General features: G+C 62.6%; 17 protein-coding genes. 7 read left to right on the top strand and 10 right to left on the bottom strand.

From position 1 onward, the window contains the following. Positions 1 to 33: 33 nt before the first annotated feature. Complete coding sequence (locus LCM4577_RS22990; RefSeq protein WP_071073590.1) at positions 34 to 2,493, top strand: ComEC/Rec2 family competence protein; 2,460 nt, start codon at positions 34 to 36, stop codon at positions 2,491 to 2,493. Here LCM4577_RS22990 and lexA read toward each other — a convergent pair. From lexA to LCM4577_RS22960, 6 genes are all read right to left on the bottom strand, one after another. Next, entirely contained in the window at positions 2,487 to 3,227 is a 741-nt protein-coding gene (lexA, locus tag LCM4577_RS22985) for a transcriptional repressor LexA (protein ID WP_041000542.1), read from the bottom strand. The genes LCM4577_RS22990 and lexA overlap by 7 nt on opposite strands. 116 nt (positions 3,228 to 3,343) lie before the next feature. Beyond that, the gene (glp, locus tag LCM4577_RS22980; RefSeq protein ID WP_071029821.1) at positions 3,344 to 4,549 is read right to left on the bottom strand and encodes a gephyrin-like molybdotransferase Glp; all 1,206 of its coding nucleotides are present in this window, start codon (positions 4,547 to 4,549) and stop codon (positions 3,344 to 3,346) included. Further along, positions 4,549 to 5,025: a cyclic pyranopterin monophosphate synthase MoaC gene (moaC, locus tag LCM4577_RS22975; protein WP_040987280.1), complete on the bottom strand. Its 477-nt coding sequence runs from the start codon at positions 5,023 to 5,025 to the stop codon at positions 4,549 to 4,551. Before moaC ends, glp begins: the two co-directional genes overlap by 1 nt. Before the next feature lies 1 nt (position 5,026). After that, positions 5,027 to 5,839 carry an indole-3-glycerol phosphate synthase TrpC gene (trpC, locus tag LCM4577_RS22970; protein ID WP_071029823.1) on the bottom strand — a complete coding sequence of 271 codons (813 nt, stop codon included), beginning with the start codon at positions 5,837 to 5,839 and terminating at the stop codon, positions 5,027 to 5,029. Positions 5,840 to 5,843: 4 nt separating this feature from the next. Beyond that, positions 5,844 to 6,854: an anthranilate phosphoribosyltransferase gene (gene trpD, locus LCM4577_RS22965; RefSeq protein WP_071073588.1), complete on the bottom strand. Its 1,011-nt coding sequence runs from the start codon at positions 6,852 to 6,854 to the stop codon at positions 5,844 to 5,846. Next, positions 6,851 to 8,746, bottom strand: a complete 1,896-nt coding sequence (locus LCM4577_RS22960) for a peptidyl-prolyl cis-trans isomerase (protein WP_071073586.1) — start codon at positions 8,744 to 8,746, stop codon at positions 6,851 to 6,853. The genes trpD and LCM4577_RS22960 overlap by 4 nt, the downstream gene beginning before the upstream one ends. A gap of 143 nt (positions 8,747 to 8,889) precedes the next feature. On the opposite strand from LCM4577_RS22960, the gene tpiA reads away from it, so the two are divergent. The 5 genes from tpiA (at position 8,890) to LCM4577_RS22935 (ending at position 14,106) form a co-directional block, all read left to right on the top strand. Continuing rightward, entirely contained in the window at positions 8,890 to 9,657 is a 768-nt protein-coding gene (tpiA, locus tag LCM4577_RS22955; RefSeq protein WP_040987288.1) for a triose-phosphate isomerase, read from the top strand. A gap of 265 nt (positions 9,658 to 9,922) precedes the next feature. After that, complete coding sequence (gene secG, locus LCM4577_RS22950; protein ID WP_071073584.1) at positions 9,923 to 10,432, top strand: preprotein translocase subunit SecG; 510 nt, start codon at positions 9,923 to 9,925, stop codon at positions 10,430 to 10,432. Between the two features lie 213 nt (positions 10,433 to 10,645). Next, a complete protein-coding gene (locus LCM4577_RS22945; RefSeq protein ID WP_041000817.1) occupies positions 10,646 to 11,773 on the top strand; it encodes a L,D-transpeptidase in 1,128 nt (375 codons plus the stop codon). Positions 11,774 to 11,923: 150 nt separating this feature from the next. After that, positions 11,924 to 13,561 carry a CTP synthase gene (locus LCM4577_RS22940; protein WP_116390137.1) on the top strand — a complete coding sequence of 546 codons (1,638 nt, stop codon included), beginning with the start codon at positions 11,924 to 11,926 and terminating at the stop codon, positions 13,559 to 13,561. Then, entirely contained in the window at positions 13,561 to 14,106 is a 546-nt protein-coding gene (locus LCM4577_RS22935) for a DUF1697 domain-containing protein (protein ID WP_071073581.1), read from the top strand. Before LCM4577_RS22940 ends, LCM4577_RS22935 begins: the two co-directional genes overlap by 1 nt. A 65-nt stretch (positions 14,107 to 14,171) precedes the next feature. Here the strand turns inward: LCM4577_RS22935 and LCM4577_RS22930 are convergent, their stop codons facing one another. Next, a complete protein-coding gene (locus tag LCM4577_RS22930; protein WP_071029836.1) occupies positions 14,172 to 15,629 on the bottom strand; it encodes an NCS1 family nucleobase:cation symporter-1 in 1,458 nt (485 codons plus the stop codon). Positions 15,630 to 15,931: 302 nt separating this feature from the next. On the opposite strand from LCM4577_RS22930, the gene LCM4577_RS22925 reads away from it, so the two are divergent. Further along, positions 15,932 to 16,234 carry a DUF982 domain-containing protein gene (locus LCM4577_RS22925; protein ID WP_040987705.1) on the top strand — a complete coding sequence of 101 codons (303 nt, stop codon included), beginning with the start codon at positions 15,932 to 15,934 and terminating at the stop codon, positions 16,232 to 16,234. 165 nt (positions 16,235 to 16,399) lie between these two features. Here the strand turns inward: LCM4577_RS22925 and LCM4577_RS22920 are convergent, their stop codons facing one another. The 3 genes from LCM4577_RS22920 to LCM4577_RS22910 form a co-directional block, all read right to left on the bottom strand. Next, complete coding sequence (locus LCM4577_RS22920) at positions 16,400 to 17,731, bottom strand: HlyD family type I secretion periplasmic adaptor subunit (RefSeq protein WP_083354816.1); 1,332 nt, start codon at positions 17,729 to 17,731, stop codon at positions 16,400 to 16,402. Beyond that, entirely contained in the window at positions 17,728 to 19,335 is a 1,608-nt protein-coding gene (locus tag LCM4577_RS22915; protein ID WP_157900494.1) for a type I secretion system permease/ATPase, read from the bottom strand. Before LCM4577_RS22915 ends, LCM4577_RS22920 begins: the two co-directional genes overlap by 4 nt. Before the next feature lie 91 nt (positions 19,336 to 19,426). Continuing rightward, positions 19,427 to 20,941, bottom strand: coding sequence for a hypothetical protein (locus LCM4577_RS22910; RefSeq protein ID WP_131803200.1), 1,515 nt, complete (start codon positions 20,939 to 20,941; stop codon positions 19,427 to 19,429). Positions 20,942 to 21,392: the final 451 nt, after the last annotated feature.

Raw genomic sequence — 21,392 nt, 5'->3', positions numbered from 1 at the left:
CATAGGCGGTCTGGGGCGCAAGGGGCAGACCCGATGGCTGGGCGTGGCCGGGGTGCGGAGGAGGGCGGGGAAACGACAGCTGGCGTCAGCGAGCGCCTGATGTTTGCCCGTGCCGAGCCCACCGCAGAAGCGCCGCTTTCGCTTCCGGAACTCCGTCCACCCGCCGAACGACCGCCGCCCGGTGGCGGTGCGCTGCAGCCAGCCTTGCCAACAGCCACCGTCGGCAGGATCCGCAAACAGCTTGGCCGCGTTTCGCTTCCTGCGCTGCGCCGAAGCGTTGCGGTCGCTGCCGCCACCGAGCTCGACCGCGGCGTCGGCTTCCTGCTGGTGCCGGTGTTCCTGGCCGCCGGCGTGATCTATTACTTTTCGCTGAGCACCGAGCCGGATCTCTACAGGCCGCTTGCGGCGGTGGCTCTGATGGCTGTCTGCGCGGCGGCATCGCGCTCCTGGCAGAGAACGCATCTTGTCTTCATGGCATCGTTTTTCTGCGCGCTCGGCTTTCTGGCGGCCAAGGTGGAGACCTGGCGGATGGCGACCCCGATGCTCGGGTCCGAAATCCAGACACGGCTGACGGGCCGCCTCGTCACCGCCGAGGCGATGGCCAACGGCCGTGTCCGGTTGACCATCGATATGATTTCGACGGAGCATCCGAAGCTGCGCTACGCGCCGGACCGCGTCAGGCTGTCGGCGCGCAGGATCCCGCCCGGCATGACGGCGGGGTCGATGCTGACGGGCTATGCCAAGTTGCTGCCGCCGACCGGGCCGGTTCGGCCGGACAGCTACGATTTTTCCTTCGACAGCTACTTTGCCGGCATCGGCGGCAGCGGGTTTTTCCTGGGCGATCCGAAGCTGATTGCGCCAGTGGAGGCGCCCTTTGGCGCGCGCGTCGCATCGGCAGTCGAAAACGCGCGCGAAGGGATCGCCGATCACATCAGGAGCAGCATCGGCGGATCCGAGGGCGAGATCGCGGCGGCGCTGATCGTCGGCGTGCGCGCCGGCATTCCGGAAGCAATCAACGAGTCGATGCGGCGCACCGGCATCTACCACATCATCTCGATCTCCGGCCTGCACATGGCGCTGGTCGCCGGCACGATCATGGTGCTTTTGCGCGGCGCCTTCGCGCTGTTTCCCGATTTCTCGTCGCGCCGGCCGGTGAAGAAATATGCCGCCGGGATCGCGCTCATCTCGATCGCGGCATACCTCGTGATCTCCGGCATCGTGGTGGCGGCCGAGCGAAGCTTCATTATGCTCGCCGTGATGCTCGCCGCCGTGCTCTTCGACCGCGCGGCGCTCACCATGCGCAACCTGGCGATCTCGGCAATCGCGGTGATCCTCGTCTCGCCGCACGAAGTGGTCGGCCCGAGCTTCCAGATGTCCTTCGCCGCCACCGCCGCCCTGGTCGGCGCCTATGCCGGCTTTGCCGACTATCGCGCCGGCAAAACGACCGCGCCGCCGGCAAAACGTTCGTTGCTCGGGTTCCTGTCGCGAAAACTGGCGGTCGGTGTGGGTGGCGCCGCCGTGACGTCGCTCATCGCGGGCAGCGCGACATTACTGTTTGCGATCTGGCATTTCCAGCGCGTGTCGCCGCTCAGCCTGCTCGCCAACCTGGCGGTCATGCCGATCGTCTCGCTGATCGTCATGCCGTTCGCCGTGCTGAGCGCACTGGCCATGCCCTTCGGCTTCGACGGTCCGTTCCTCTTTGTCATGGGCAAGGGGCTGACGGCGATGATCGCCATTTCGTCGTGGATCTCCGAGCGCTCACCGGTCGACGCCGTCGGGCTGATCTCGATCCAGTCGGTGCTGCTGGCGACGGTCGCGCTGGTGATCGCGACGATGGCCACCACCTGGCTGAGGCTTGCCGCCGTTCCCTTTGCGCTCGCCGCGCTGCTGGCCATTCCGCATGTCCGCACGCCGGATGTACTCATTTCCGAGGACGCGCATCTGGTGGCGATGCCGATCGGCGGCGGCGAGCTTGCCGTCAATCGCGAACGTTCCAACGAGTTCACCACCGACAACTGGAAACGGGCGCTGAAAGCCGAGACAATCGTGCCGCCGGAGACGTTTGCCAAAGATGCGCTGGACATCGCCGATCCCGTCGACCTGCCGCCCGGCTCGCCGTTCTACTGTACGGGTGATCTCTGCATCGGCCGGCATCCATCCGGCGCCATCGTCGCACTCGCTGAAAACCGCGACAGTGCCCGGCCTGCCTGCGGCTTCGCTGATCTCATCGTCATCAACGACGCCACCGCCTACAATCCTTGCTACGATCCGCGCGTGCTTGTCGTCACCAAGCGGCAGCTGGCGCGCGACGGCAGCGCCGCCGTCTTCTTCGATCCGCAATCGGCAACCGCGCGGCCGGCCGTCCGCTATGCTGTGGAAGAGCCATATCGGCCCTGGCACGAGCAGCGGAAATATACTCGCGAGGCGAGAGGACTGCCGCCTTATCAAAAGCCTGAGCGGGCGGATGCGAAACCTTCGCAACCGGATCAGTAGCGGCGGATCAACCCAACAAGCTTGCCCTGCACCTTGACCCGGTCCGGCCCGAAGATGCGGGTCTCGTAGGCCGGGTTGGCGGCCTCCAACGCGATCGAGGCGCCCTTGCGGCGGAAGCGCTTGAGCGTCGCTTCCTCGTCATCGACCAGCGCGACCACGATCTCGCCCGGGCTTGCCGTGTTGGCGTTGCGGATGATGACGGTGTCGCCGTCGAAGATGCCGGCTTCTATCATCGAGTCGCCCTTGACCTCCAGCGCGTAATGCTCGCCGCCGGCGATCATGTCCGGCGGCACTGTGATCGAATGCGTCTGGTGCTGGATGGCGTCGATCGGCACGCCGGCGGCGATGCGGCCCATCACCGGAATGGATACGGCGGACCCGGCATCGTCGTCATTGCTTGGCGTCGGGGCGCGCGATGGCGCAGCCGGCTTGATCTGACGGTTGAGATTGTTCTGACCCAGGCTTCCCTGGATGACGCTCGGCGAAAACTTCTTCGCTGCATTGAGGCCGGGGGCGATCGAGTCGGGCAGCCGCAACACTTCCAGCGCTCGCGCCCGGTTCGGTAGCCGGCGAATGAAGCCGCGTTCCTCCAGCGCCGTGATCAGCCGGTGGATGCCGGACTTGGAGGCGAGGTCGAGCGCTTCCTTCATCTCGTCGAAAGACGGCGGAATCCCGCTTTCCTTCAGCCTTTCGTGGATGAACATCAGAAGTTCATGTTGTTTGCGCGTCAGCATGGCGGCCCCCACGGGTTCTGAAACCAGAATCAGAAAAACAAACCCAGAACAAACACTATCTGTTCCAGTTGTGTTCCGCAACCGTTTAAAGTTTAGTGAATTTGTTGACGTTTTGTTTAGCGTAACATCAGAACGCTGCATTCGGCGCCGGTTTCGGCTGCCGGCGCGAAAGGCTCGCGCACGATCAGGCCGTTGGCGTCGGCGAGCATTCTGAGCATCGAGGAGTCCTGGATGCTGAAGGGAGTCGCAATCAGCGTGCCGGCGTCCTCGCGCACGACGGCGCGCACATAGTCCTGCCTGAGGTCGTTGGCCTGCATCGCGGCGCCCAGCCGGGCCACCCGCACGTCCTGCCTGTGGTCGCGGCCGCCGAGCCGGGCAAGCAGAGGCTTCAGGAAAAGCTGCGAGCAGACGATGCTGGCCACCGGGTTGCCGGGCAGGCCGATGCAGCGGACATTGCCAAGCCGGCCGAACATCAGAGGTTTGCCGGGGCGCATGGCGATCTTCCAGAAGTCGAGCTGCATGCCTTCGCCGGTCAGCACGTCATGGATCAGGTCGTGGTCGCCGACGGAGGCGCCGCCGAGCGTGACGATGACATCGGCATTCGCCTCGACCGCTTTCCTGACCAACGCGGCGATCGCCTCCTTGCGGTCGGCGGCGATGCCGAGATCGAGCGCACGTGCGCCGACCGACTGGGCGGCGGCGGCGACGCCATATGCATTCGACGAAATGATCTGATCGGGGCCGAGCGCGCTGCCCGGGGGCAGCAGTTCATCGCCGGTGGCGATGATTGCGACCAGCGGCCGGCGTACGACATTCAGGGCGGGATGGTTGGCCGAGGCGGCCAGCGAAAGGGCTGCCGCATCGAGCACGCGGCCCTTTTCGAGCAGCACGTCGCCCTCACCGAAGTCGAGCCCGCGGCGGCGTACGTTGCGTGCTTTCGCGGTCGGTTCCGTGACCTCGATCCTGCCATTGCCGCGATCGCGGACGTTTTCCTGAATGACGATGGTGTCGGCGCCTTCAGGCAGCGGCGCGCCGGTGAAGATGCGCACGGCCTGGCCTTCGCCGACGGTCCCGGAAAAGCCGCGGCCGGCAGGCGCCGTGCCTATGACTTCGAGTTGCGCCGGCGCCGAAGCGACGTCGGCGGCGCGCGCGGCGTAGCCGTCCATGGCGGAGGCGTTGAAGGGCGGCTGCGTGCGCAGCGCCACGACCGGTTCCGCCAGGACCCGCGCGGCTGCATCCGCCAGCGGAATGCTTTCGCCCGGCAAAGGTGCTGCGCCATCGAGCAGGCGTTCGAGCGCTTCGGCGACCGGAACCAAAGCCATCAGGCATCCACCTTGTAATCGCCCGACTTGCCGCCGGTCTTCTCGACCAGCCGGATACCGGAAATCACCATGCCGCGGTCCGCCGCCTTGGCCATGTCGTAAATGGTGAGGCAAGCGACCGAGGCGGCGGTCAGCGCCTCCATCTCCACGCCGGTCTTGCCGGTGACACGGGCGAGCGCGGTGACCCTGAGGCCGGGCAGCGTGCGGTCCGGCTCGATCTCGACGGCCACTTTGGTGAGAAGCAGCGGATGGCAAAGCGGGATCAGCTCATGCGTCTTCTTCGCGGCCATGATGCCGGCGATACGCGCTGTGCCCAGCACGTCGCCTTTCTTGGCGTCGCCAGCAAGAATCATCTCCAGCGTTTCAGGTTGCATGGAGACAACGCCTTCGGCGATCGCCGTGCGCGTCGTCTCGGCCTTGTCGCCGACATCGACCATGTTGGCTTCGCCCTTGGCGCCGAGATGGGTGAGGGCCATATCAGACGGCCTCGGCCGCTGCCTTGCCCGTCAGCAGAAGCTCGGTTGCCGCGGCCACATCGGCCTGTCGCATCAGGCTCTCGCCGACCAGGAAGGTGCCGATCTTGCTCTTCTCCAGCCGGCGGCAATCCTGATGCGTGAAGATGCCGCTTTCGCCGACCAGCAGCCGGTTCGCCGGCACCATCGGCGCCAACCGTTCGGAAGTCTCAAGGCTGGTCTCGAAGGTCCGCAGATTGCGGTTGTTGATGCCGATCAGCCGCGACGACAATTTTAGCGCACGCTCCATTTCAGCCTCGTCATGCACCTCGATCAGAGCGTCCATGCCGAGCTCGAAGGCGGTCGCTTCGAGGTCCCTGGCCAGCGTGTCGTCGACGCTCGCCATGATGATCAGGATCGCGTCGGCGCCCCAGGCGCGCGCTTCGTAGACCTGGTAGGGATCGAACAGGAAATCCTTGCGCAGGGCCGGCAAGCGTACCGCTGCCCGCGCCGCCGTCAGGAATTCCGGCGCGCCCTGAAAGGACGGAGCATCGGTCAGCACCGAAAGACAGGCTGCGCCACCTTTCTGATAAGCCCCGGCGAGCGCCGGCGGATCGAAATCGGCGCGGATCAGGCCTTTGGAAGGGCTGGCCTTCTTGATCTCGGCGATCAGCGCGAAGTTGCCGGCCCGGCGCTTGGCGTCGAGCGCCGCGAGGAAGCCGCGCGTCGCACCGGCATCCTTTGCCCGCGCCTTGATCTCGGCGAACGGTACCTTCGCTTTCGCCGCGGCGATCTCGTCGCGCTTGTAGGCTTCGATCTTGCGCAGGATATCCGACAAGGCCTTATCCGTTCGAAATCTCGACAAGCTTGTCCAGCACGCCAAGCGCGCGGCCGCTGTCGATCGCTTGCGCCGCCGCCGCGATGCCGTCGGCCAAAGTCGTCACCTTGCCGGCCACGACCAACCCGGCGCCGGCATTCATCAGCACCGTATCGCGATAAGCGCCGGGCGCTCCGCCCAGCATATCGCGTAACTCCTTGGCGTTGTAGGCCGCATCGCCGCCGCGCAGCTCTTCCCTGGTGTGCCGCTTCAACCCGGCGGCTTCCGGCGTCAGGGTAAAGCTGCGGATCTCGCCGCCGGCAAGCTCCGCCACCTGGGTCTCGCCCGTGGTGGTGATCTCATCATAGCCGTCGCCATGGACGACCCAGGCGTGCTCGGCGCCCAGCGCCTTCAAAGTCTCGGCCACCGGCATGATCCATTCCGGCAGGAAAACGCCGACCATCTGGCGGCTGACGCCGGCGGGATTCGACAGCGGTCCGAGCAGGTTGAAGATGGTGCGGGTGCCGAGCTCGACGCGAGTCGGCCCGACATGCTTCATCGCCGGATGATGCGCCGGCGCGAACATGAAGCCGACACCGGCCTCGTGGATGCAGCGGCCGATCATTTCGGGCGAGATGTCGATCTTGACGCCCAGCGCCGTCAGCACGTCGGCGGAGCCGGTCAGCGAGGACAGGCCGCGATTGCCATGCTTGGCGACCGGCACGCCGGCGGCGGCGATGACGAAGGCCGAAGCGGTCGAGATGTTGACCGAGTGCGAATTGTCGCCGCCGGTGCCGACGATGTCGATGGCGCCGTGCGGCGCCTCGACGCGCAGCATCTTGGCGCGCATCGTCGCCACCGCGCCGGATATTTCGCTCACGGTCTCGCCGCGCACGCGCAGCGCCATCAGGAAGCCGCCGATCTGGCCGGGCGTCGCATCGCCCGACATGATGATGTCGAACGCCTCGCGTGCTTCCTCGAAGGAAAGCGCGGTGCCGGTGGCGACCTTGGCTATGTGTGTTTTCAGAGCGCTCATCGTGTCTGTGCTTGCGAAACGGCGTTCGGATCGATGCGAACGTCATATTGCGATTGCAGCTGCGCCACCAGCTGGTCGAGCAGGTCGTCTGACATGCCGGCGCCGAAGGATTTCTGCGCGTCGTCCGGCACCGTGCTGCCGTCGGCGCCTGCCGGCTCGAAGACCTCGGCGACCTTGAACAGGATCTGGCCGTCGCCGGTGGGCGAGGGGATCAAACCGGTACCGCCTTCGCCGACGCCGAACATCGCCGCCGCACCCTCCTTGCCGAAATCGGCATCGTCGGCTTCGCGCTTCAGGCCGCGCTTGGTCTGTTTGTCGAGCTTGAGCTCGCCGGCGATGACGTCGAGCGTGGTGCCGGCCTTGAGGCGCTTCTCCAGCTCCTTGGCCTTCGCGTCGAGCCGCTTGTCCGTCTCGGCCTCCGTCCAGTCGGCCACGACCTTCTTGCGGACTTCATCCAGCGTGCGGTCGCGCGCCGGCGTGACCGACTGCACCTCGTAGAAGACAAAGCCGTTGTCCGCGGTGGTCAGGCCCTCGTTCTCGGTGTTGGGCTCTGCCGCGAACACCGACTTGATCAGCGCGGCCGATTCCGGCAGGTCGTTGACGATCGTGCCGTCCGGCCGCTGGCCGGTACGGTCGATGGCGTCGATGGTGACGACCTTGAGCTTCAGCTTCTCGGCGGCCTGGGCAAGCGAGGCGCCCGAGGCGCGGGTGTCCTCATAGCTGTCATGGACGTCGAGCAGGATGCGGCTTGCTTCGCCGAGCGCCAGGTCCTTGCGGATCTGGGCGGACACTTCCGAAAGCGGCTTCACCACTTGCGGCTTGATCTCGGTGACGCGCAAGAGCACGGGACCGAAAGCGCCCTGGACGACCTGGCTGACCTCATTGGCATTGAGCGAGAAGGCCGCATCGGCGACCGCCTTGTCGGCGATCTTGTCCTTCGACAGCGTGCCCAGCAGCGTGTCGGCCGGCGTCTTGCCCTCGGCGGTGATGAGCTTATCGAACGTGGCGCCCGCCTTCAGCGAATCCAAAGCCGCCTTGGCCGCATCCGGTGTCTTGAACACCAGCTGCTCGATGGTGCGCATCTCGGGCGTCGTGTAGCGCGCGATATTCTTGTTGTAGTCCTCGCTGACCTGGCTGTCGGTCACCGCGGACGGATCCGCGATGTCCTGCGGCTCCAGCCGGGCATAGGAGAATTTGCGGTATTCCGGCGCGGCATAGGTCTTCTTGTTGGCATCGAAATAGGCGTTGATGGCGCTGTCGGACGGCGCCTCGATCGGCTGCACCAGCGTCTTCGGCAGCACGAGATAGTCGATCGTGCGATCCTCGCCGCGATAGAGAGAGACCGCCTTCAGGAAGGTCTGCGGCACCTTCAGGCCGTCGGAGATCGCCTCGACGATCTGCTGACGCACAGCCACCTGCGCGCGGTTCTTGAGATAGTCCTCGGGCCGCATGCCGAGCTGGCGCAGGAGATATTCGAAGGTCCGGCGATCGAACTGGCCGCTGGGGCCCTTGAAAGCCGGATCCTCACGCGTCAGGTCGGCCAGCCTGTCCTTGGATAGGCCGAGCCCGAGCTTGCGCGCCTGCTCGTCGAGCACGGCGCCTGAAACAAGCTGGGCCAGCACCTGGTTGTCGACGCCGAGCAGCTTGGCCTGCTCCTGGGTGATGCGCTGGCCATATTGCTGCGACAGAAGGCTGAGCTGGCGGTCATAAGCGAGGCGGTACTCGTTGATCGAGACCTCGGTGCCGCCGGCGGTGATCACCGCGTGATGGCCGCCCAGAACGCCACCCACCATGCGGGTGGTGATGCCCCAAGCGGCGAAACTGATCACCAGCAAGGACAGCAACGCCTTCGCGACCCAGGTGCCCGCCGCGCTTCTCAATATACCAAGCATACATACTTCCGATTTTTGCGCATTTTCGCATGCGCCGAGTCTGAAACAAGCGCAATAGCGCCCTTCCGGTCCACTGTCGATTGCTTTGTGACCTGATTTTGGTAGTGAGGGCGCTGCTTAATGTCGCTCGGAGAACACGCCCCATGACCCCTGGAATCCGCCCGCTTGTCGCCGGCAACTGGAAAATGAACGGCACCAGCGCCTCGCTCAACGAGCTGCGGTCGATCGGCAACGGGTTCATGAGCGGACTCGACGCTGAGACCGAAGCCCTGGTGTGCGTGCCGGCGACCTTGCTGCAGCGCGCCGCCGAGATCCTGTCGCGCACGCCGGTGCGGGCCGGCGGAGAAGATTGCCATCCCAAGGAGAGCGGGGCCTTCACCGGCGAGATATCGGCGGAGATGCTCAAGGATGCCGGCGCAAGCCACGTGATCGTCGGCCATTCGGAGCGTCGCGAACTGTTCGGCGACAACGATGCGACGGTCCATGCCAAGGCATCGGCCGCCTGGCGGGCAGGGCTGGTGGCCATCATCTGCATCGGAGAGACGCGCGCCGAGCGCGAGGCGGGCGCCACGCTCGATGTCCTGTCGCGCCAGCTCGAAGGGTCGGTTCCGACCAGCGCGACCGCGGCGAACAGCATCATCGCCTATGAACCGGTCTGGGCGATCGGCACCGGCCTGACCCCGACCGCGGCCGACGTCGCCGAGGCGCACGCGCATATCCGTGGCAAGCTGACCGGGTTGCTCGGTGATGCCGCGGCCAGGATGCGTATTCTTTACGGCGGCTCGGTCAAGCCTTCCAATGCGGTGGAGCTGCTCGGCGTCGAGAATGTCGACGGCGCCCTGGTCGGCGGCGCCAGCCTGAAGGCTGCCGACTTCCTGGCTATCGCGGAAGCCTACATGAACATCTCCTAAAGCACGTCGCGATCTTTCAGATTCGCTCCATGCGCTTTGGTTTTTTGATCTTGCGCATGTCTTTGTCCCGAAACCGGTTCCCACTTTCGGGAGACATGCTTTGGAGGCCGTCTGCCAGGCTCGCGCGGCATAAATCGTTGTATTGGCCCCATTGCTTCCCATATTCCCGGCCACGGGCTTGGAAATGCCGCCAAAGCATTGTAAGGAGCCGCCTCCAAAACACCGGTCGTATGCGCGGCAGCGCAAGGCCTCGCCAGGATGAATTATGGAAACCGTACTGATCGTCATCCACCTTATGGTCGTGCTCGCGCTTGTCGGCGTGGTGCTGCTGCAGCGCTCCGAAGGCGGCGGCCTGGGCATCGGCGGCGGTTCCGGCTTCATGACGGCGCGCGGCGCCGCCAACGCGCTGACCCGCGCCACCGCAATCCTGGCGGCGGCCTTCTTCGTAACCTCGCTAGCGCTGTCGATCCTTGCCCGCTACGGCGAGAAGCCGATCGACATTCTCGATCGTCCGGCGACGTCCAGCCAGGGCAACGGCGTGCTCAACCAACTGCCGGGTTCCAATGGACCGGTAKGCACCTCCAAGCCCGCGGCTCCGGCCGGCACGGCTCCCGCGGCTCCGTCTGGCGGCGCGACAACCACCACGCCGCTCGCCAATGGCGCGACCGCGCCGGCCCCGGCAGCGACGCCCGCTCCGGCGCCCGCGAATCCGGCCACGCCGCCGGCAAACAATGGCGTCACTCTGCCTGTCACCCCGCAGGTTCCGAACCAATAGCCGCACAAGCACCGGGCCGCGATCTGTTGTTCTTTGAACACAGTCGCGGCAAATGCGCGCCCGATCACGAAGATTCAACCGGGCGTAGCGCCTGCCTCAGCTTGAGGCGATGACGGCTAATCGATTATAGGTTGCGCGCGGCACTATTCGGCGTCCTTGGGGGGCGCCGGGCGACGCCGTGGGCAACTTGCTTTGAACAATCGGATCTTCGCCATGCAGCTTCGCAGCTTCATCCTCCTGGGATTCTGTGCCGTCCTCGGCATGGGTTCCGCGGCCTTTGCCGGACCGGCAAATCTGGCCACTTCCCCGTCGGTTGAGAAGACCGACGCAATTCCTGTCGCCGCCAAGAGCGACGCATCGCAGCTGAGGCTTCTCAAGAAGAAGAAAAACCCGACCTCGGACGATCTTGCGCAGATCAGCAAGCTCGAGGCGAAGATCGCGGCCGACAAGGAAGCCGCCAAGCAGAAGGCGCTCGAGGCTCGCAAGATGGCGATGCGCGAAGCAGCCAAGGCCAAGGCGGACGCCGCGCGCCAGGAATGGCTGGCCAAGAAGAACGGTGGCGCGACCGCTCCGGCTGAAGTCGCCGACGCCAAGTCGGCCAAGAAGAAGACCATCAAGGTGATCGAGCCGCTGACACCGGTTGCGCCGATCCAGACCGCCGAGCCGATCCCGGCCGAGGCAATGAACATCACGGCCACGGGCAACAATGGCGAGTTGCGCAGCGAAACCCCCGGCCAGAAGCAGACGAGCAGCGGTGGGCTGTTTGCCGGCCTCTTCGGCGGCGCCCAGGCGGCGACCTCCATCAACTATCTGCCGGAAACCCGTGCGCTGGATTCGGCGCTGGCCAAGAAGGACGCCAAGCGGCCCTTCAAGGTGAAGCCGGAATTCGTGCCGCAGGACGTCACCTTCACCGGCTATGAGCCGGGCACCATCGTCATCGACACCAGCGCGCGCCGCCTCTACCTCGTCGAGTCGTTTTCCACCGCCCGCCGCTATGCCATCGCTGTCGGCCGCGAAGGCCTGCAGTTCAAGGGCACGGTGGCTGTCGGCGACAAGCAGGAATGGCCGCGCTGGATCCCGACGCTCGACATGCAGAAGCGCGAGCCGAAGCATTATGGCCAGTACAAGGACGGCATGCCCGGCGGCGGCGAGAATCCGCTCGGCGCGCGCGCCATCTACCTCTATGACGGCAAGAAGGACACGCATCTGCGCATCCACGGCACGATTGCTCCCCAGTCGATCGGAACCAGCGCCTCCAACGGCTGCTTCCGCATGATCAACGAGCACGTCATGGACCTCTACAGCCGCGTCAAGATCGGTACCAAGGTCGTTATTATCTAACGAATTCCATCAAACTGCCGAAAGGGCCGGCACCGCCGGCCCTTTTGTTTTGAATAGTGAAAACGCCGATCTCAGGCGCCGGCGCCATTTTGGGAAAAAGCCTTCGCGGCGGTTTTTTCTCTGGCGGAATCAATCAGGCCGCGTTAAGCGATGACTCCCATGGCGCGATATGTATTCATCACAGGCGGCGTGGTTTCCTCACTCGGAAAAGGCATCGCCGCAGCAGCTCTTGGGGCTCTCCTGCAGGCGCGAGGCTATCGCGCGCGGATCAAGAAGCTCGATCCTTATCTCAATGTCGACCCCGGAACGATGTCGCCTTACCAGCATGGCGAAGTGTTCGTCACCGACGACGGCGCCGAGACCGATCTCGATCTCGGCCACTACGAGCGCTTCACCGGCCGTTCCGCCAACCAGCAGGACAACATCACCACCGGCCGCATCTACAAGAACATCATCGAGCGCGAGCGGCGCGGCGACTATCTCGGCGCGACCGTGCAGGTGATCCCGCACGTCACCGACGAGATCAAGCATTTCGTTCTCGACGGCAATGACGATTACGACTTCGTGCTGTGCGAGATCGGCGRCACGGTCGGCGATATCGAGGCGATGCCGTTCCTGGAGGCGATCCGCCAGCTCGGCAACGATCTGCCGCGCAACAACGCGGTCTATGTGCATCTGACGCTGATGCCCTACATCCCGACGGCCGGCGAATTGAAGACCAAGCCGACCCAGCATTCGGTCAAGGAACTGCGCGGCATCGGCATCGCGCCCGACATCCTTCTGGTGCGCGCCGACCGGCCGATCCCGAAGGAAGAGCGCCGCAAGCTGTCGCTGTTCTGCAACGTGCGCGAAAGCGCCGTCATCCAGGCGCTCGACGTGCCGCATATCTACGACGTGCCGATGGCCTATCACCAGGAAGGGCTCGATTCGGAAGTGCTCGCCGCTTTCGGCATCGACCCGGCGCCGAAGCCGCGCATGGAACCCTGGCAGGCGCTTTCCAAGCGCATCCACAATCCGGAAGGCGAAGTGACGATCGCCGTCGTCGGCAAATACACTGGCCTCAAGGATGCCTACAAATCGCTGATCGAGGCGCTTTCGCACGGTGGCCTCGCCAACCGGGTCAAGGTCAAGCTCGACTGGATCGAAAGCGAGATCTTCGAGAAGGAAGATCCGGCGCCGTGGCTGGAGAAGGTGCACGGCATCCTCGTTCCCGGCGGTTTCGGCGAGCGCGGTTCGGAAGGCAAGATCCTGGCGGCGAAGTTCGCGCGCGAGCGCAAGGTGCCTTACTTCGGCATCTGCTTCGGCATGCAGATGGCCTGCATCGAGGCGGCCCGCTCGCTGGCCGGCGTCGACCATGCGTCGTCGACCGAATTCGGCCCGACCGATGAGCCGGTCGTCGGCCTCATGACCGAGTGGCTTAAGGGCAATATGCTCGAGAAGCGCAGAGCCACCGGCGATCTCGGCGGCACGATGCGGCTCGGCGCCTACCAGGCCGAACTCGCCAAGGGCTCGAAGATTGCGGACATCTATGGCGACACGCAGATTTCCGAGCGCCACCGGCATCGCTACGAGGTCAACATCGATTACAAGCAGCGGCTCGAGGATTGCGGCCTGGTGTTTGCCGGAATGTCGCCCGACGGCGTGCTGCCGGAGACGGTCGAGTATCCCGACCATCCCTGGTTCATCGGCGTGCAATATCACCCCGAGTTGAAGAGCCGGCCGCTCGACCCGCATCCGCTGTTCGCCAGCTTTATCTCGGCGGCGGTGGACCAGTCGCGCCTGGTTTGATGCAGACTTACGTCGCGCTGCTCTATAGCATCATCCTGGGCGAGGGGCGGCGCGTGGTTATGGCCGACCTCAAGGCCATGGCCGAGGAACAGGGGCTGAAAAACGTCCGCACACTGGTCGCGACCGGCAATCTGGTGTTCGAGGCGCGGGCGGGCGAAATCTCAAAGCTCGAGCAGCGGCTGGAACGGGCCTTCGAAAAGACCTTCGGCCGCCATGTCGACATCATCGTGCGCGGCGCCGATGACTGGCTGAAGCTCGCCGCCGCCAATCCGTTTCCCGGCGAATCCGCCGCTACGGCCGATCAGGTCGCGGTACGCGTGATGCGCGAGCCGGTGCCGGCGGATGCCGTTGAAGCGCTCCAGGCCCATGCCGCTGACGATGAGAGAGTGCTTTGGGTCGATGGCGATATCTGGCTTGTCTTCTCGCGCGAGCGGCCGGGCTCGCGACYGCTGGCCGCCGCCAATCACAAGCGCTTCGGCGTCGGCACGTCGCGCAACTGGAACACGGTGCGGCGTCTGGCGGAGATGGTAGGCAGTAGGCAGTAGGCAGTAGGCAGTAGGCAGTAGGCAAGCCTTCTATTGCCTACTGCCTAGTTCCTACTGCCTCACTTTCAGGCCTTCGCCATCTTCGCCCCGGCGCCGAGCGCCATTGTGCGCAGGACGTAGTAGACGGCGCCCGCGATGGCCACGCCGAAGAACCAGCCATAAACGCCCCACCAGGACGGCAGCCAGTTGGTGAAGTTGGGCAGGAGCGAGGAGAAGATTGCGCCGATGCCGGCGGCGATGAAGGCGTTGACATGCCAGCCGCTCTGGAAACGGAACTCGCCGTCCTCCCGGTAGAGCGCTTGGACGTCGACCTCGCTTTTGCGGATCAGATAATAGTCGACCATCATCACGCCGAAGATCGGTCCCATCGTCGCGCCGATGATGTTGACGAAGGAAGCGGCGCTGCCTTCCCATGGCGCGAACGGATAGAGCACAAGTGCGATAAGGGCTGCGATGTAGCCGCCCTTCTTGAAGTCGATCTGGCGCGGGAAGACGTTGGAGAAGTCGAAGGCCGGCGAGACGAAATTCGCCACGACGTTGATGCCGAGCGTCGCCACCGCGAAGGTCAGCGCGGCAAGCGCGGCGAGGAACCAGCTGTCGAACTTGGCCGAGATCTGGTCGGGATGGAGCAGCACCTCATGGTAGACGTCGTAAGCGGCGATCGTGGTGACGCCGGCGACCAGCGAGAACAGGATGAGGTTGACGGGCAGGCCCCAGATGTTGCCCTTGCGCAGTGCCGCATTGTCCGGCGCGTAGCGGGCGAAATCGCAGAAGTTGAGATAGAGCGCCGAGAAGTAGGTGACCCAGATCGCCGCCACCGCGAACAGGGCGGTCCAGGACCCGGGCTCGCCCGGCACGCCGGCGTCCTTGGTCTTGTCCAGCAGCACATCCATCGGGATGTCGCTGGTGAAGGCGAAAGTGCCGGACTTCACGCAAAGATAGATGGCCAGGATCAGCATCATGATCCAGACGGCCGGGCCGGCCCAATCCTGGAAGCGGCGCACGGTTTCCATGCCCTTCTGGATGATCAGCAGCTGCAGCGCCCAGATGACGACGAAGCAGATCACCTCCAGGGTGGAATGGCCAAGCATATGCGAGCTCTTGTTGAACTCGTCGAACCATTGCAGGCGCGTCAGCAGCGCGACGATCGCGCCTGATGCGGCGGCCGTCTGGGCGCCGTACCAGAAGCAGGCGACGACGGCACGCACCAGAGCCGGGACGTTGGCGCCCCAGATGCCGAAGGAAGCGCGGGCAAGCACCGGGTAGGGCACGCCGGTCTTCACGCCGGCATAGCCGACCAGGTTCATCAGGCCGTAGATGATCAGCGAGCCGATGCCGATAGCGATGATGAAGTTGACGAAGCCGCCGCAGAACAGAAACAGGCTGGCCGCCAGGTAGTAGCCCCAGAGGCTGTGGACGTCCGAGGTCCAGACGTTGAAGATCGAAAACGGTCCCCAGTTCCTGACCGTTGCGGGAGCCAGATCCTCGTTGTAGAGGTCGGGCGAGGCGCCTTGAATGGTCATTGCGAGTATTCCCCTTTTTGCAAAACGCGCCCTCACGCGTTTGATCGGAGAGGTTAAGCCTGACGCCGGGGAACCGGCAAGCAATCCATTTGCCGGCTTTCGCCTTAAAGATATTCAACGAGAATCGCCGTTATCCGATGGCTCAGGCCTGCTGCGAGCCCGAGTCGTCAGATGTTTTCCCGCATGCCGCAGCCTGACGGTTCCAGATTTTTTCCATCGGCAATCAAATTTGTTTGGAACCGACCGGCGAGACGTGCGTTTAGTGGGGTTCGACCGCTCTGCGGCCGACCGGGAGGATAATCATGGATCGCTTGCATTTCTTTACCCCAGTGCGAATTGCGCGTGGGCAGGGATACCCTGTGGAGGAAGTCGATAGCGTCTCCGAGGCGATGGTGTTCCTGCGGAAATGGCCTACGGGACGGCGCGGCCCGGTTTACCAATGCGCGCTGAATTGCTGCGCGGCGGCTATGTCGGGCAAGATGTCGGCCGAGGAAGCGCGGAAAGCCTTTGTCGGCTTTGCCCGCATCACCCGACTCCTTGACGACGACATGGCGCTGCCGCTGGGTGGCGCGCCGATGGACAATGTCTACGCCTTGAGGCGGTAGCATAGCAATCGGGCGGCTTCCCGATTGCTACCGCCAGAAGCGCACGATCGGCGCGGTCCACAGTCGCGCCTGCACTCCTTTGCCTTCGCTGGAGAGGCTTCGCGTTGCTTGCTCGCTTGCTTATGGACACTACGTGGTGCTCGATGCTCCGTCCCTTCCACACCGTCATTCACGAAGGGCACGACCCATCGCAGCATAGACGGGAGCGCTGAGGTACTCCCAGGCTGATCTTGTGCCAGTGTTGATCATTACCTGTGTGCTCATCCCGGCTTGCAACGCCACAGGCATCGCCTTCAAGGACTCTGGTGTCAGGACAATTCGAGCCGAATAGTAAGCTTGCCCCGTCCGAGAATCTATCAGCCGGTCGGCTGAGAGGGTTTGGATATCGCCGCTCATCGGCTGCTGATAGCGCTTGCTCACGGCGCTAAGCCAAATTGTAGCGTGCAAGCCCGCAGTCACTTGGTCGACATCCAACGGATCGACGTTTGCCAGCACAACAAAACTATCATTCAAAGGAACGATATCCATCAGTGGATCGCCAGCGGCTATCACCCCACCAATGGTATGCACCTTCAGTCCTACCACGGTTCCACCAATGGGTGCTCGGATTTCGGTCCGGGTCAGCACGTCATTGGCAGCCGCCATCTTTTGAGCCGATTCGTATATCTTGGCGCGAGTCAGCCCGAGCTGTTCGACGATATCGGTTGCTGTAGACGCTTTAAGTTCAGCGATCTTAAATTTTGTCTCCTCCATCTTTTGTTTGGCGACGCCGATTGATGCAACATAACCGCTGAGGGCTCCGCTTACATCCGCCTGCTCTGTCTCCAAATCTGTGAGGCGCGTCCTTACAATCAGCTTCTTCTCGTACAGCGCCCGGACATCGCTAAGCTGGTCCTCGATGACTTTGAGCTTCTGGGTCGCAGCGGCTACTTGACCTTCGTAACCCTCCATTTCCTTCTGCAGGCTGACAATTATCTGCTGCAGCACCGAGAGACTTTCGCGCAAAAGGGCCTGCCGAGAGCGAAAAATACTCTCTTGTCCGGTGATTGCATCCGCTGCCTGTTTGCCGGCCTGCTTTAGGTCCGGCGGGATTTCGATGGTGTCTTTTCCATCTCTTTCCGCGACCAGCCGCGCCTCGGTAGCCTTGGCCTCATACCATTGGGCGCTGATTTCGTTCGCTGCGGCCGTCGAAGCGGTGCCCTGCAATCTTATCAAAGCTTGACCTGCCGATACCCGGTCGCCCTCTTTGACCAAGATTTCGGAAATGATCCCTCCCTCAAGGTGCTGAATGGTTTTCACGTTCGACGCCACATCCACCACACCAGGTGCCAAGACTGCGCCTTGGATTGGCGCCGCAACCAGCCACGTCCCTGCGACGGCGGAGAAGGCTGCGATTATTGCAAAACCCGAGGTAACCAAGCGTTTGCCGAACGGCCCAGGATCCTCTGTTGGCGGAATATCCGAGTCTTTGTTACGGAGGTCCAGCGATCCTTTCACTTGACGCTCCGTAACTCAGGTTTGCTGGGGCGCACCGGCCTTTCGCTGTGATCGGTGAACTCCGGCTTCTGGCCGCCTAAGATTAGCGATTTGTCGATCATTCCGATAAATCGCTTGGAACGCCCGGACATGGTGACAACTATCGAGCATCCGGAGTCCTTCATAAACTTCACGGCCGCTTCAAGGTTTCTCCTAGAAGAGCTGTCCAAATTCGCGAAAGGCTCATCAAGCACGATCAATCTCGGCGAACGAAAGAAAGCTCTCGCAAGGGCTAGTCGCTTCCTTTCGCTACCGGATAGCCCGACGGAGTCGTCAAGAAGGGTGTCATACCCTTGGCTTAACCGGAGAATGGATTCGTGAATGCCCGCTATCTTCGCTGCGGAAACCACGTCATCCATGCTGGTCTGCTGAAACCGGGCAATGTTCTGCGCAACGGTTCCTTCGAACAGTTCGATGTGCTGGGGCAGATAGCCGATGACCTCAGCCCTAACGTAATCTGGAAGTCGCGTGACGTTCATGTCGCCCAACCGGATTTGTCCGGTTCGCGGCCTGAGCAGCCCGATCAAAAGACGCGAAAGCGTCGTCTTGCCGGTTGCGGCTCGCCCCATCACCAACAGCAACTCTCCTGGTGCCAGGGAGAGTGACAGCTTCCGGAACAAGTCTCCACGCGCGCCGCCGTGCTTGAACGAGACTTCGTCGAGAGTCAAAGCGCCATCAGGTGTCCCAGGGAGCAGGTTCGGTATTTCACTCGCCGGCTTGGCAAGCTCCGCCTTGATCTTCGAGTAMCCCTCGCGCGCCTCTCGCAGGCTTCTGAATTCCCGAACCGCCTTGTCGACCATCTTATAGGCAAAGTTGGCAACAAGGCGGCCTGCGAACAACCCCCCGAGCGTGGCATGGTTGTTCAGAAACAACCAGATGCCGGACGCCAGGAGCACGATGTAAAAGGCGCGGCCCAAAACGCGGATGGCGGAGTCGATGCTCACCCCCCTAGCGTTCAGCCGATCCCGCTGGAGAAAGCCGTCTATCTTGTTTTTACCCCAGCGACCGGCGATTGCGTCAGCCATCGCAAAGGCGCCAACCACGTCCTTGTGCCTATCTGCTGACGCCAGGACTTCCTTGGCCTGCCTGGCAGCATCACGTTCCGCCTGACGGGGTTCTCGCGTCAGCTTGTCCTTGAGCACGCTCAGGCCTATCAGCAAGGCAATGCCAGCCGAAGCGATCATGCAGAGAACCGGATGGATGAAGTATACACACAATAGGAAAATCGGGGCCCAGACCACATCCATCCAGGGCGCAAGTCCGCGCTCGACGAAGCTGGACACCTTCTCGATGTTCGCCAGAACCGGCGGGTTAGCGACACCGGCAGTCAATCCGGCTCTCACGGATTGAGTGGTCAACTGATGCTCTATCCAAACACTCCATCGCGAGAGCATCCGTCGACGGACAGTTTCAAGCGCAGCGCCCGTGACAAGCGCGAACAAAGCCGCGGCAGTTAGGACAACAAGGGTTTCGATGCTGCGGCTCGAAATGACACGATCGAAGATCTGTATGAGATACAGTGGGCCTGAGAAACGGAGCAGATTGATAAAGATACCGAAAATCACGACAGCAGCGAGGCCCGCCCTTGACCGTCGCCACATCTCGCTCAGAGGAGGACTGAATCTCTTACTTCGTATGCTCATCGATCACCGCTGGTTATGCTCGCCCGATTACGTTGCGGTGTTCAGTGTCGCTGAAAGCTCCTGAGAAGTTCATGATTGCGGCGTCCGGCTCATCCGGCGCGTCGGCTGAGATCGGTTGCCCCATGGCGTTGGGCAATTTCTGATTTCCGGGTTCGCTCCTGCGATCCCTCTCAAGCATCGGCCAAATGTCCTTTACAAGCGCTTCCATTTGGTCGTCGGCCAGAGCAGAGCAACCGAGCGCTTGAACAAGGTTGGACAAAGACGACTTTAGCGCGGCGCGGGTTTTGGCCAGCACCGCGGCCTCTACCATCTCCACGGGAGCGTGAGCCGAGATAAAGACGGGGATGGCGATCCGTGATGACAGCTTAGGTAGCGTGAGGGTGATGTTCCCGTAGGGAGTTGGCCACGAGGCAAACCTATTGCCATCGGCAGAGGCCTGGGTGAGCATAGCAAACTCAGCCGCAACGAGCCCTTGCGCAACCTTCCCTAAAAATTCAATGCGCAATTGGGAGGCCTGTGCACTGTGATTGTCCGGGGCCAATCCATCCGCGGATTCTGCGATGCGGCGGAAAAAGGGATTGTTGCTCTGGCCATTGGCGAGCTTCGCAGAAGCGCGAGCCCTCATGACGGGGTTGAGCGCTCCTTCCTGGATCTCCCATGGAGAGTAGACGTGCAGTCCGGTGGCTTCCTCCGCTTCTCTCACAGCGAGCGGAGATCGACCAATTCGTCCGCTGATGGCAAGCACGTTGTGGCCGGCGGCGCGAAGGCTATCGACGCCGCATTTTGCTCCCATGGCATCGTACGACGCGAAGATCGTCCCAAGAGCCATACTCCGCAGCGACTCGGCCCAGATGAGTTCCGATGTTTCCCTTTGCTGCAATCCGTCGGCGATCTCGATGACCGCAACATCACATCCGTTTTCGGTTGCATGGTTCAACAGGCGGAAGGCGCCTTTCTCGATCAACTCCACTGAAGCCAGATAAGTCGTTGCAAAACCCGCGTCGGTGAAATCCAGAACCATGTCCGCCCCGGCGTCCCGGACGATCCACATGTCGCCGCCGGACCCGGTACCGGTAATCTTCATCGCCGCAACCTTCAGCCCCGCTTTCTTGAAGCCTCTGACCAACGATGTCGCCGTCAGGGTTTTCCCGGCGTTCATCGATGTGCCGAGCGACAGAACAATGGGTAGCGAAGGACGGAGATCGTCTGAGCTTACCTTATAATCCCAGACATTCAGCCGGCGACCAAACTTGTCCCCGACCAGCCCGATTGGCGTAATCTTTGTCGGCGGCGCCATTCGATCATGTCTCGAAAGCTCCTGCGCCGCGATCCCCCCTCCAGCCACTAGGTCGCACGGGCCTAAATCCGGACCGATCACTGCTTCGAATTGGTCGGGGGCATATCTGTTTCCGTAGCAGACAATGATCTCGTCGCCGGGAAACATAATGGCCTTTCTTCCGCCGATAAGCTCCAATCTGCTGTGATTGCCAAGCTCATCGACACGCGCCAGCACGAGATCGCCTGCCATGGGCTGTATTGGGCCTGTAATCAGCGTCCGCATGTGCGACGCCGCGACTCTGCGCGTGGAAAAAGCGCGCTTGGCCCTTTTCATGCGCCCGCGTTGTATCCTTGAAATCGGCATAACAACTCCCCCAACTGAACTCAGTTACACTTAGATATTTAAGTTTTTATCTGTTTTTTATTTATGACGTTCCCTTTGACTTCCCCTTTCTTTTGTGCTTTTTACCATTAGATAACCATAATATAACCGGTAATTGCATGCAATGGGACCTGCAGGGGACTTTAGAATCGGACCTTAGTCCCATGTTTCGCCTCTTAAATTAGCGATTTGATAATAATATCAAGGGGAGGCGAGATACCTGTCGGAAGTCAGAATCGACCGTGACGAGAGTCATCTTCGTTCTGAGAACGAAAAATATATATTGGTGCGGTGCGAAGAAAGGGGAAAGCTCAGCCGC

The sequence above is a fragment of the Mesorhizobium sp. LCM 4577 genome, from assembly GCF_001854795.2.
Classification (GTDB): Bacteria; Pseudomonadota; Alphaproteobacteria; order Rhizobiales; family Rhizobiaceae; genus Mesorhizobium; species Mesorhizobium plurifarium.
This window is presented reverse-complemented; position numbering and strand designations above follow the sequence as displayed.